The sequence below is a fragment of the Neptunicoccus sediminis genome (assembly GCF_001719615.1).
Lineage (GTDB): Bacteria > Pseudomonadota > Alphaproteobacteria > Rhodobacterales > Rhodobacteraceae > Amylibacter > Amylibacter sediminis.
Genome location: NZ_MDVX01000002.1, coordinates 493646 through 506187, shown reverse-complemented (window position 1 = coordinate 506187; position 12542 = coordinate 493646). Strand labels below are relative to the sequence as shown.

General features: G+C 58.2%; 11 protein-coding genes. 5 read left to right on the top strand and 6 right to left on the bottom strand.

The window, feature by feature from the left end; translation table 11 throughout:
* Positions 1 to 242 precede the first annotated feature (242 nt).
* The 3 genes from prfA to BFV97_RS06305 all read left to right on the top strand — a co-directional run bounded on the left by prfA (position 243) and on the right by BFV97_RS06305 (position 3039).
* The gene (gene prfA, locus BFV97_RS06315; RefSeq protein ID WP_069299538.1) at positions 243 to 1298 is read left to right on the top strand and encodes a peptide chain release factor 1; all 1056 of its coding nucleotides are present in this window, start codon (positions 243 to 245) and stop codon (positions 1296 to 1298) included.
* Positions 1295 to 2143: a peptide chain release factor N(5)-glutamine methyltransferase gene (gene prmC / locus BFV97_RS06310; RefSeq protein WP_069299476.1), complete on the top strand. Its 849-nt coding sequence runs from the start codon at positions 1295 to 1297 to the stop codon at positions 2141 to 2143. The genes prfA and prmC overlap by 4 nt, the downstream gene beginning before the upstream one ends.
* A 194-nt stretch (positions 2144 to 2337) precedes the next feature.
* A complete protein-coding gene (locus tag BFV97_RS06305; RefSeq protein ID WP_069299475.1) occupies positions 2338 to 3039 on the top strand; it encodes a DUF4167 domain-containing protein in 702 nt (233 codons plus the stop codon).
* A gap of 3 nt (positions 3040 to 3042) precedes the next feature.
* Here BFV97_RS06305 and rsmA read toward each other — a convergent pair whose 3' ends face one another.
* From rsmA to lptF, 6 genes are read right to left on the bottom strand one after another with little or no spacing between them, the layout of a single operon-like run.
* The gene (gene rsmA / locus BFV97_RS06300; protein WP_069299474.1) at positions 3043 to 3888 is read right to left on the bottom strand and encodes a 16S rRNA (adenine(1518)-N(6)/adenine(1519)-N(6))-dimethyltransferase RsmA; all 846 of its coding nucleotides are present in this window, start codon (positions 3886 to 3888) and stop codon (positions 3043 to 3045) included.
* On the bottom strand, positions 3872 to 4861 hold the full coding sequence (gene pdxA, locus BFV97_RS06295) for a 4-hydroxythreonine-4-phosphate dehydrogenase PdxA (protein WP_069299473.1): 990 nt from the start codon (positions 4859 to 4861) through the stop codon (positions 3872 to 3874). The genes rsmA and pdxA overlap by 17 nt, the downstream gene beginning before the upstream one ends.
* A complete protein-coding gene (locus BFV97_RS06290) occupies positions 4858 to 6069 on the bottom strand; it encodes a peptidylprolyl isomerase (RefSeq protein WP_069299472.1) in 1212 nt (403 codons plus the stop codon). The genes pdxA and BFV97_RS06290 overlap by 4 nt, the downstream gene beginning before the upstream one ends.
* A gap of 14 nt (positions 6070 to 6083) precedes the next feature.
* Positions 6084 to 8261 (bottom strand): LPS-assembly protein LptD, encoded by a 2178-nt coding sequence (locus BFV97_RS06285; protein WP_069299471.1) that lies wholly within the window; start codon positions 8259 to 8261, stop codon positions 6084 to 6086.
* 3 nt (positions 8262 to 8264) lie between these two features.
* Positions 8265 to 9365 (bottom strand): LPS export ABC transporter permease LptG, encoded by a 1101-nt coding sequence (gene lptG, locus BFV97_RS06280; RefSeq protein ID WP_069299470.1) that lies wholly within the window; start codon positions 9363 to 9365, stop codon positions 8265 to 8267.
* On the bottom strand, positions 9362 to 10471 hold the full coding sequence (gene lptF, locus BFV97_RS06275; protein WP_083225538.1) for an LPS export ABC transporter permease LptF: 1110 nt from the start codon (positions 10469 to 10471) through the stop codon (positions 9362 to 9364). The genes lptG and lptF overlap by 4 nt, the downstream gene beginning before the upstream one ends.
* Before the next feature lie 132 nt (positions 10472 to 10603).
* Here lptF and BFV97_RS06270 point away from each other — a divergent pair, with 132 nt between their 5' ends.
* Positions 10604 to 12079, top strand: a complete 1476-nt coding sequence (locus BFV97_RS06270) for a leucyl aminopeptidase (protein WP_069299468.1) — start codon at positions 10604 to 10606, stop codon at positions 12077 to 12079.
* Positions 12072 to 12539: a DNA polymerase III subunit chi gene (locus tag BFV97_RS06265; protein ID WP_069299467.1), complete on the top strand. Its 468-nt coding sequence runs from the start codon at positions 12072 to 12074 to the stop codon at positions 12537 to 12539. The genes BFV97_RS06270 and BFV97_RS06265 overlap by 8 nt, the downstream gene beginning before the upstream one ends.
* Positions 12540 to 12542: the final 3 nt, after the last annotated feature.

Here is a 12542-nt window from a genome sequence, read left to right as displayed (position 1 = left end):
AAAATCCCGCCCGTCCACCCGCAGACAGATCACTTCGCCCAATTCTACGCGGGCCCCGTTTGTATCGGTGCAATAACAGTCGGGCCATATCACATCGGCATCTTGTGCGCGTGCGGCCGGCCCGATGGCCAGTACGAGCAAACCGATCATCAAAGCGGTCCTCATCCGCCGATTATAGACGTTTTTTGCCGATTTGTCACTTACTGCTTGACCTGCGGCCTGACCTCGGTGATTTCAGCTTTATGATCCCGATAGAAAAACTTGAACAGATAAAACAGCGCTTCGCTTTTCTGGAAGCGAAGATGTCCGAAGGCAGCGCCAGCGACGATTTTGCCGCCCTGTCAAAAGAGTATTCCGATCTGCGCCCCGTGGTGGAAAAGATCCAGCAATACCAGACGCTTTTGCAGGATATTGCAGAGGCCGAAGACATGATGGCCGATCCCGAACTGCGCGAGCTTGCAGCCGAAGAACTGCCCGCGCTTCAGGACAGTTTGCCCGCGCTTGAACATGCCGTGCAACTTAGCCTTATCCCCAAGGATGAGGCTGACGAACGCTCTGCCATTCTGGAAATTCGTGCCGGAACCGGCGGGGATGAGGCCGCGCTCTTTGCCGGTGATCTGCTGCGCATGTACCAGCGCTATGCGGAAGACGCCGGTTGGAAATTCGAAGTGATGGAGGAAAGTGCTACCGAACTCGGCGGGCTGAAAGAAGCGGTGATCAACGTCAAGGGGCAGGGGGTGTTTGCCCGTTTGAAATTTGAAAGCGGCGTGCACCGCGTGCAGCGTGTGCCTGTCACCGAAAGCGGCGGTCGGGTACACACTTCGGCGGCAACAGTTGCGGTTCTGCCCGAGGCGCAAGAGGTGGACATCGACATCCCCGCCAGTGACATTCGCATTGATACCATGCGTGCATCGGGGTCCGGCGGGCAGCATGTGAACACCACGGATTCTGCGGTGCGGATTGTGCATATTCCCACAAATATCATGGTGGTGAGCGCCGAAAAATCCCAACACCGCAACCGTGAGATTGCCATGCAGGTGCTGCGCACGCGGCTTTATGATCTTAAACGCCAGCAGGCGGATGACGAACGTGCGGCGAGCCGTAAGGGGCAGGTCGGTTCGGGCGACCGGTCAGAGCGGATTCGCACCTATAACTTTCCGCAAGGCCGTCTGACGGATCACCGGATCAACCTGACGCTTTATAAACTGGATCAGGTGATGCAGGGCGATCTGGATGAAATCATCGACGCGCTGATTGCGGATGATCAGGCGGCGCGTCTGGCAGAGATGGACCCATGATCCAGACCGCTTCCATGGTGCTGCGCAGTGGCACGAAATTGTTGCGCGACGCGATTGGCGACGGGGCAAGCCGCGATGCCCGCATCCTGATGGCGCATATGATGGGGGTTCCCGCAGACCGGCTGACGCTGGAATTGTCGCGCACCATCACCCCAACGCAGGTGTCCCAGTTCGAGCATATGATCAAACGCCGCGCCGCCCACGAACCCGTGTCCCATATCATCGGCAAGCGGGCCTTTTGGAAACACGAATTCAATGTGACAGCAGATGTGCTTGACCCCCGTCCCGAAACCGAGTCGCTGATTGATCTGGCGCTTGACGGGGATGCCCCTGCCAGCATTCTGGATCTTGGCACCGGTTCGGGCTGTATCCTGTTGTCGCTGCTGGCAGAATATCCCGAGGCCCGTGGTTTGGGGACGGATATGTCAGAGGCTGCGCTGAACGTGGCCAAAGGCAATGCGGCTGCGCTGGGTCTGAATGATCGGGCGCAATTTGCACAGGCCGACTGGTTCTCAGGGCTGCAAGGCCGCTTTGATCTTGTGGTCAGCAATCCGCCCTATATCACCGCAGAAGAAATGGACGAACTGTCCACAGATGTACGCGAATACGAACCCCATCTGGCGCTGACACCGGGGGGGGACGGGTTATCCGCCTACCGCAGCATCGCCGCCGGTCTGGCAGGGTTTCTGGCGCCAACGGGCCGCGCCCTGTTCGAGATAGGTTACAAACAGGGGCCGCAGGTTAAGGCCATCTTTGACGAAGCGGGTTTCAAAGCGGTTAACGTCCATCCCGATCTGGGCGGGCGTGACCGGATTGTTGCGGTTTCTCCGGCGGAAAAGGGCTAATTGCGGAAAAATAATGCCAATCGGGCGGATTTCACCGCATTTCCGCTTGTCATAGGAACCTTAGCCATTGTACTTTGTCCTATCGGATGATGGAACCGGTCGGTTCTCATCCCCTAGCATCCAAATAGGCATCTGGACTTTAGGTCTTTACGAAGACTGCTCAAAATCAAAGACGAAAAAGGTACTCGGATCATATGAGATCTTCTAGCAAATCGCGTTCGCGCAACAAGAACCGTTCCAACCGTTCCAATCTGGGAAATGTGGTTAATCGGGTGTTCGACAGTTCCGGCCCCGACGGTAAGGTGCGCGGTACGCCCCAGCAGATTATCGAAAAATACCAGACCCTGTCCCGCGATGCGCAGCTTTCGGGAGATCGGGTCGCCGCAGAGAATTTCCTACAGCACGCCGAACATTACGTGCGTCTGCTGGGTGAGGCCCAGAAAGAAATGGACCAGCGCCGCGAACAACAGGAATCGCAGCGCCAGAACCAGAACAACAATCAGAACAATCAAAATAACAACCAGAATAACAATCAGGGGAATGGTCAGGATCAGGGCCAAAACCAGAACCAAAACCAGAACCAGCAGAACGCTCCGCAGCAGAATAAAAAGCCTTCGCAGGCTGCAAGCGGGAATGGTGGCAACACCGCGGCCGCACCGGCGGTCGATCCCTCAGGCGAGCAACCAACAATCCCTGAAACCGATGATCTCTTTCCCGGTCAGGATGACAGCAATCTGGTGGAAACACCGGAAAGCAAACCGGCCAAACCTGTGAAAAAAGCCGCTCCGCGCAAGCGGGCTCCGGCCAAACCCAAGGCAAAACCGGCCGCGGACTCTACCGAGGCTCCTGCAGAACCGGCACCGGCTGTGGCCGAAGACACCAAAGCCGCCGAATAAGGCTTATTGCGCCCGAAGCTTTTCGCTCAGGGCGCAAAAACCGGCGAGGTCGATTTCTTCGGCCCGTTGCGTGGGCTTAATTCCCGCCGCAACAATCCTGTCCTCCAGATCCGGCGCCAAGCCTTTCAAACTGGCCCGCAGCATCTTGCGCCGCTGGCCAAAGGCTTTGGCCACCGTGCGCGACAGCCAGACCGGATCTGCGGGGTAGCGCGGTTCTTCCAGACGCTCCAGATGAACCACTGAAGATGTGACCTTCGGGGGCGGCGTAAACGCTTCGGGCGGCAGTTCCATCACGATTTTTGCATCGGTGCGCCACTGCGCAAGGATCGACAGGCGGCCATAGGTCTTGCTGCCCGGTTTCGCCACGATCCGCTGCGCAACCTCTTTTTGAAACATCAGCGTCAGGGACTGCCAGTAGGGGGGCCATTCGGCAGGTGAAAGCCAGCGGGTCAGCAGCTCTGTGCCCACGTTATACGGCAGGTTCGACACGATCCGCACAGGGGCGGTCAGATGCTCCCACGGATTGATTTGCAGCGCATCGCCTTGAATCACCGTCAGCTTGCCGCCGTAATGCTCTGACACTTCGGCCAGCGCGGGCAGGCATCGGGGGTCCTGTTCGATCGCCACCACATTGCGTGCCCCTTCCAGCAGCAGCGCACGGGTCAGCCCCCCCGGTCCGGGACCGACCTCCAGCACATCGCAGGTGGTCAGATTTCCCGCCTGCCGCGCAATTTTCGCCGTCAGGTTCAGGTCCAGCAGAAAGTTCTGGCCAAGGGATTTCTTGGCCCGCAATTCATGGGTGTTGATCACTTCCCGCAGGGGGGGAAGACCGTCAATGCTCAGCGTCATAAAGCGCCCTCGCTTGGGCCATGTCGCGCGCACGGCGCAGGGCCTCGGTTAATGAAGTGGCATCCGCGATGCTTTGTCCGGCAATGCCAAATGCCGTGCCGTGATCGGGGGAGGTGCGGATAAAGGGCAGGCCAAGTGTCACATTCACGCCCGCAGAAAAATTCAGCGTTTTGATCGGGATCAACGCCTGATCGTGATACATGCAGACCGCCACATCATAGCTGGCACGGGCCGCCGGATGGAACATGGTATCCGCAGGCAGGGGGGCGGTGATCTCCATCCCTTCGGCACGCAGTTTTTGGAGCACGGGTTCGATCAGGGTGATTTCCTCGCGCCCCATGACGCCGCCTTCACCAGCATGGGGGTTCAGTCCTGCAATGGCGATGCGCGGGGCAGCAAGGCCGAAATCCCGGATCAGGGCGGCGCGGGTGATGCGGATGGTGTCTTCCAGCAGGTCCGCGGTCAGCGCCTGTTTCACCTGTTCCAGCGGGATGTGAATTGTCACCGGCACCACCGAGAGTTCCGGCGCGGTGAGCATCATCACGGACCGCGCCACCCCGCCGAGTTCTGCGAGAAACTCCGTATGGCCCGGATGGGGAAAGCCTGCACCTTCGATCAAGACCTGCTTGCTGATCGGATTGGTGCAAACGGCGCTGGCGGTGCCCTCTTTCGCAAAAGCAACCGCCTGTTCGATCGAACCGATCACCCCCGCCGCATTCCCGTGATCCGGCTGCCCGGGTATCGCAGGGGCAGCAAATTCAAGCGGCAGCAAGGGCACGCCATGCGCCATCGCATCAACGGCCTCGGCGGGTGCGGAAATTTCGACGGAGCGGGGGAAATGACGCGGGTCGCCAATCACAAAGAAGGACAGCTCATCCCTAAGCACAGACCAGGCGGCAAGGGTAATTTCGGGTCCAACACCTGCGGGATCTCCGCTGCTGAGCGCGATCGGGCGCGGCTGGGAGCGTGTCATGGGTAAACGATGACCGCATCGCCCTTCAGCTCTTGCAGATACCCCTGACCAAGCGCACCAACCCGCTGGTTGAACAGACCGTTGCGGATGTTATCCCGTGTGCCTTCGGGCAGGTCACGGGTCCGGTCGCACAGCATAACCACGCTCAGCGTGCCTGCGGTGTTGGTGTAATAACTGGCTTCATGCCGGTCCAGTCCGGCCAGAGTCACCGCGATATGATCGGGCACCGTGCCAATGGTCTGGGTGTGGTCGGTATAGCCCGGCACAGCGTAACGTTCTGATTCCGCGCGTAAATCTTTGCAGGTGTCCACGTCATTTATCAGATCGGTTGCTTCGGCCACCAGACGTTCCGAACCGGGTTCGCCGGGAATATCCACAGTGGTATAGCTGACCGACAGGACCTGATCCGCGGACGGGGGATTATTGCGCACACCGCGCAGCTGGAACAAGCCAACGGTGGCGCCCAGTGTGACAGGGGCGGTCACTTCGCCCGGTTGCAGCGCCATGATCTGGCCTGCCAGCGCGGGCGGAAGTTCTGCCACGGGTAGCCAGTCCAGACGACCGCTGCGGGCGCGGCTTGGCGCGCGAGAATAGCGGCGGGCGGCGGCAGCAAAGGCGGCTTCGCTGCGGATGGATTTTGACAGGCTTTCGGCCAGTTCCAGCGTCTGCGCATCGGTTTGCTGGTTCAGCGGCAGGCGAATTTCCGAGAACAGGATAGACTGGGACGGGCGCACGGCGATAAGGTTCAAGGTGGTGTCAACTTCACTGTCGCTCACGTTTGCGCGGCCTGCAAATCGGGCCTGCACAAGATTGCGCCACAACAGACCGGCCCGCACGAAGTCCTGCATGCTCTCCCGCGCTGCGCCTCTTTGTGCGACAAACTGGTAAAGCTGCTCGGCGCTCAGATTGGCGCGACCGGCAAATTCCGCAACGCCTTCCTCGATTTCCTCGTCGGTCACAGTCAGCCCCGCGCGCTTGGCAGCTTGCAGGCGCAGGCGATCCTCGATCAGTTGCTCTTGCGCAGTTTTGCGCAGGTCGCCGGTGGTTCCAAAGGCTTGCAACAACAGAATCCGCTGGTTCACTTCGAAATTCGTTACCACACCGTCATTCACACGAATGGCCACAGCATAGGGGTTGCTGCTTTGCGCGACCGCCGGTGGAGCAACCGCCATCAGACCCGCAATTAAAGTCAGTGCCAATGATTTCATTTCTACCACCTGTACTACCCGTTTAACGCCGAACACCGGCGTGCATATTTTGTGTTTCGCTTTTTATTGCCCAGTCCGGCCAGTTCCACTGACAGGCCAAGCTCCCGCGTTGGGCGCACAATACCAGACCCTTCGTATTCAAGCGAGAGTGAAAGGTTTACCGCCACACATTCGTTTTCATAACGCACACCAAAGGCGCCGCTGGTGGCGCTTCCGGTCTCCAGATTTTGCCGCCATGCCCCTTGATAGGTCCAGTAATCGTTATACTGGTAGCTCAGCGCAAGGGACGCTTCGTGGCTGCGATCACTCGCACCCGCGACCACATCCTGTTCGAGATATACATATGTGGCCCGTGTGGAAACGCGGTTGAAATCCATCTGCAAACGGGCTTCGTTTTTGGAGACATTCAGATCCTCGTCAAACAGCGTCCGGTTGCTAAAATCAAAATGGTCCAGATAGGCCACGTTAACGGCACTGACATAATCGGAGTGACGCCCGTTTAACCCCGTACCAGCCCCGAATTGCCCCAGATCATCGCGCCGGAATACGCGGCCAAGGGTAAAGCCATAGGTCCAGCCCTTGGGGTTATAGCGGGTGTAGGACACACCCACATTGGCGCGAACGCCCCGTTCGGAGGCGTCAAATCCGGGGAAGCGGTTATAGGAAAACAGGTTTGTTTCCTCAAATTCCAGCTGGACGCTGTCTTCATTCGGGTTGTCGCGCGGCGTGTCGGGAGACCAGACAAGCTGCACGCGCGGCTCTATGATATGGGTGACAGACCCGTTCTGGCGGGACAGGGGCCAGCGCAAATCAAGGGCGGCGGTGGGGACGGTTTCGGACAGGGTGCCATCGTTAAAGCCGGTGATGCCCTCGGTCAGATAATAGCTGGCCGCAACGCCGGTATAGGCCGAAACGATAAGGCCGTTGCGCAGATACCAGTCGTTGTTCCATTCCGCCACCAGACCGGCGCGGGAAAACCGGCTGTCATCCTCGCGTAGCAGGGTAACGGATTGGGCTGTCAGGGAAAACTTGCCGTCTAGAACCGGATCGCGCCATGTTTTGCGGCCATAGATTTCAGGAAAGACCAGCGGAATTTGCTGGTCAATCTCGTTGGCGCGCAAACTCTGGATATAGGACGCACTGACGCTGACGTAGGAATCCTCGCGCGTGCGGCGCAGGGTTACGAAAGAGGTCAAACGGTCCTCGTCCTCATCCCCGATACCGTAATCGTCGCGGAAATCATCGTCCGATGTCACATCAAGCTGGAACTCCAGCTCTATTTCATTTGGCAGTTGGAACAGTCCCGTCGCTGTCAAAGAGGAACGGGTGTTATTGCGCACCAGATCGTCCGCCAGCGTCAGATAGGAATCAATCTCAAAATAGCCGCGTTTGACCCAACGCCGGTATTCCGGATTCAGCAGGAAGCTGCCTTTGGTATAAAGCTGCGTGGTCAGGGTCAGGTCCGCATGCTCTCCAAGGGGCCAGTAATAGGGAATTTCAACCCCGTAGCCGAGCGTGTTCGAGGTAGAGAATTTCGGCACCAGCATGCCCTTGGCCCGGTTTACACCCGGTTCGGGCACCCGCAGGTTCGGCACATATGCGATTGGCGCGCCCAATACATCCAGCGTTGCATTTTCAAAATACAACTGGCGGGCCTCTTCGTCATGGATCACCCGACGAGAGCGGATTTTCCAGAAAGGGACCGGATATTTCGCGCAGACCTGACAGCTTGTGACGACGACCTTATCCAGAACCTTGAACTTGCCGTCCTGACGGTGCATTCGCGCGCTGACCAGTTGCATCTGCTGCTGGATCAACAGCTCTGCACCTTCGATCAGCCCGTTTTCAAGATCGGTATCCAGCTCCGCACCCGCAGCCCGCGTGATGACATCCTCACCGTCGGTCAGGGTCATGGGACCGGGTATGGACAGATGACGGTTGCGCTGGTCATAGACCAGCCGTTCGGTGGCAAGAACTTGCGAGCCGCGAAACACCTGCACATTGCCGGACGCGGTAAGGACGCCGCTGGTGGGATCAAAGCTGACACTATCGGCAATCAGGGAAATCGGACGCTGGGAGTCTCGGGCAGAGGACACACTTTGCGGCGCGGTTTGCGCCTGCACAACCGGCGCCCCCGTTATGGCAAACGAGGTGCTTGCGGCACAAAGTAACACAAATGCCCAACGTTTCATGACTTACCCGTCCTCAAAACTGAGGAACAACCCCACGGCAAATAAAATAGCGGCGAGCGGAGGCGCCCAAGCCGCCGCGAAAACGGGAATCTCTCCTGCTTCTCCCAAAGTCATAGCAAGATTTTGTAGGAAGTAGAGTGAAAAACCACAAATTAACGCGATAAACACCGAGATTCCGAGGTTCCCCATACGGGCGTTTTGCAAGGTAAACGCTGCGCCGATAATCATCATGGCCATCAGCATCAGGGGGCGCGCCAGTTCCATATTCAGATGGATGCGATGGGGCAGGGTGGAAAAACCGGCATCCCCGATCGCGCGGATGGTCCGCCACTTGTCCCAAAGCGGAACGGTTTCGGGCTTGGGGTATCCGTCAAGGATCCGCTCGGGGGTAATATCAGTGGGGAAGCGGCGGATTTCAAAAGCCTCCGATGTGCTCTCGGGGTTGGCGGTGGTCCGGTCCGTATGCCAGAATTTGCCGTTGGTGAATACCCATTCGCCTTCCCGCAGGATCGCCGTGCGCGAATATATGCGCGAAACGATTTGTCCTTCCGCGTCAAATTCCAGTGCCGTCGCCCCGCGCAGGCTGGTGCCCCGTGAATTGGCGCTTTCGGCGTGGATCACCGTATGGCCGTCCACATCCTTTTGCCGCAACCAGAAACCGTCCTCGCTAAAGGAGACTGCCTCGCGGTTGGCGTTGGTATAGGTCTCGCGCAGCTTGTCGTGTTGCACAGCAAAAAAGGCCGACAACGGGTTCAGTACCAGCATCGCCGCCACCCCGAGCGCAAAAGCACTGAGCGCAGGTGCGATCATCGCTTTGAGGGCGGAAACCCCCACAGCCCGCGTCACGACAAATTCGTTCGACCGCGCCAGCCCGACACAAAAGGTCAGACCGCCCAGCATCACAATGATCGGCATCGCTTGTAACACCAGTTCCGGCGAACTGAACGCGGCGAGCCATGCAGCCTGACCAAAATCCACCCCGTGTTTGGACAGGCCACGGATGTTTTCCAGCGTTTCCAGCACAAAGATCAGCAGCGCCAGAACCGCAAACACACGCAAAAACGCGCTGAAGAACCGTTTGGCAAAATAGGAATAGAGGGTCATGGCGTGCTCTTGTTTGGAAAGAGCAGACCGCCAAGCCCCGATTTCCACGGTGCCTGTCCCATCCGGATCATGAACAAAACGGCAAGGAAGGCGACAATCACCGGCACATAGAGCAGCGGCCATGCAGCGGGCGTTTCTTCGGCAAATCCCTGAAACACCCCCCGTGCAGAGTTGATCGCCACCATGAACACCACGCCAAGCGCGATCCGCAGGAAAAACCCGCTCCGGCTGAACCCCGCAGACAGCAGAACCACCGCCCCAAGCACGGGCACGATCACCGCCAGCAGGGATTTCACCAGCCGGTCATGCAGTTCAAGCATGGCGCCTGTAGCCTCTGATGCCGGCAATTGCCAGCTGTATTCCTCGCGGGCTGAAATGCTGCGGGCGCCGATGGTTTTGGCAAACTGGCTGAGGTCATAGCTCAGACTGTCAAACTGAATAGTGCTCAGCGTGCGGGCCTCTGGTTCAAACTGCTGGATAGAGCCTTCAAACAGCACCAGTTTCGGTTTGTTTTCCGACGAGATCAGCTGACCCGAAGCCGCCGTATGGGTGACAATCACCGTTTCATCGCGCCTGTCATTGATCAATACGTCCCGCAGATTGCCCTCTGGCGTGGTGTCCCCGAAAAAGATAGTCACGCCCGCCGCAGGGCTGGCGAACTCTCCGGCGACGATGAATTGTGTCAGATATTCCTTGCTGATCTCATACTGGCGGTCCTGAAATGTGGACAGGGACCACGGTGTCGCCAGATGGGTAAGCAGGCTCATCAACAGAAAACAGATCAGACCGAAGGCGAAAAACGGCTTGGTTGCATTGGCCGGACCATGACCGACCCCCATAAAGACAACCAGTTCGGATTCCGCATAAAGCCGGTTGGTCAGATAAATCGCGCAGGCAAAGGCGGCCACAGGCACGACCGTTTCCAGCACTTTGGGCAGCAGATAAAGCGAGAGTTCCCCGAAGACGAGCCCCGACTGGCCGTTGCTGATCACCACATCCACGATGCGCAGCGCTTGGTTCAGCCAAAGTATTCCGCCAAAGATGACCATGAAAAACAGAAACGGCCCAAGCAACTGGCGCAGAACATACCTGTCTATCCGTTTCACCTGTGCAGACCTCTGTTTTCTTCAAGTCCACCTGAACTAACCCATTTTTTTCCGAGGCAACAGACGCAGGTGGTCAAATCGGCTGAAAAACGTTAAATCGGGGGAAAACACGCAAAATGAAAAGGGCGTTCAATGACTTCTCCCATCTCTCCTGACTTCGTGGAAACCGATCTGGACCGGATCGACGCATTTGAAGGTAAAATCGTCTGTTTCCTCACACCTTCAGGCGGGCTAGACCCGCTGGCGCGGCGTGTGAACAAACTGGCCCGCGGAGTGCTGGCGCGGTTCTCCGAATCAGAAGCCTTTGAAAGCATGAAGACGGGCGCAGTTCAGGTGATGGACTATCCTGCGAATATTGCTGCCAAAGCGATCGTGATCGTCAAACTCGGACGCAAGGCAGATGCGGATGTGGCCCGCAAAGCCGGTGCCGATGCCGCCAAGGCCGTTGGCAAATCCGATGCCATGCTGCTGGCCGGTGCAAACCGTGCGGCCCTTGATGTGGTCCAAGGCTACGTGCTGCGGGCTTATGATTTCAGCGATCACAAATCCGGCGAAAAGACCGATCAGGGCGGTTTGACGGTTCTGGTAAGCAACGCAGAAGAGGCAAAAACGGCCTATGCCGCCCGTCAGGCGGCCACTGAAGGCGTGTTCATGACCCGCGATCTGGTCAATGAACCTGCCAATGTACTGACCACAACAGAATTTGCCAACCGTCTGACAGAGATGGAAGAAATCGGCCTGAAAGTCACCGTTCTGGAAGAAGCGGATATGGAAAAGCTGGGCATGCACGCGCTGCTTGGTGTGGGGCAGGGCTCTGTCAGCCCGTCCAAAATGGTGGTGATGGAATGGAACGGCGGCGGGGATGAAAAACCCTTCGCATTGGTGGGCAAGGGCGTTGTCTTTGACACCGGCGGCATCAGCCTGAAACCCGCAGGCGGTATGGAAGACATGACCATGGACATGGGTGGCGCCGGTGTTGTGGCGGGCGTGATGAAAACGCTGGCTTTGCGCAAGGCGAAAGCCAATGTAGTCGGTCTGGTCGGGCTGGTGGAAAACATGCCCGACGGCAAGGCACAGCGCCCCGGAGACGTTGTGACCTCTATGAAGGGCGACACGATCGAGGTGATTAACACCGATGCCGAAGGCCGTCTGCTACTGGCAGATGTGCTCTGGTACGCGCAGAAAACCTATGAGCCTGTGGGCATGATCAACCTTGCCACACTGACCGGCGCGATCATTATCGGGCTTGGCCATGAAAATGCGGGCGTGTTCTCCAACAACGACGATCTGTGCAACCGTTTCCTCAAAGCAGCCAAAGCCGAGACTGAAGGCGCATGGCGCATGCCGCTCGGGGATGCCTATGACAAGCTGATCAAATCGCGCATTGCCGACATCAAAAACACCGGCGGCCGCGCGGCAGGGTCCATCACTGCGGGCCAGTTCCTGCAACGCTTTGTTGAACCTGAAATGCCGTGGATTCACCTCGACATTGCTGGTGTGGCCTCGGTCAAATCCGCCACAGACCTTGCCCCTGCGGGCGCAACAGGCTGGGGCGTTCGTGCGCTCGACCGTCTGATTGCCGATAACTACGAACAGGTCGATGGCTGAGGTCTTTTTCTATCACCTGACCCGCTCCCGGCTGGAACAGGCGCTGCCTGACCTGTTGGAGAAAGTGCGCGCCAAACCCTGGCGCGCGCTGGTGCGGGGCAGGGAGGATAGCAAGTTGCAACATCTGGATGCTGCCCTCTGGCAATACCGCGAGGAGTCTTTTCTGCCCCACGGGATCGCCGGCGGCCCCCATGACGCGGAACAGCCGATCCTGCTGACGCTGTCGGACGACAACCCCAATCAGGCCGAAATATTGCTGCTGACGAACGGGGCAAAAACCACCCCCGACGAAGTCGCCCGCTACGCCCGCGTCTGCTTGATGTTCGATGGCAACAATTCCGATGAATTGACGGCCGCACGGGAAGACTGGAAAACCCTCACCGCGGCCGGGATCGCGGCGCAGTATTGGGCACAGGAAGACGGACGCTGGATCAAAAAGGCGGAAAAAGCGGCCAGTTAGTTC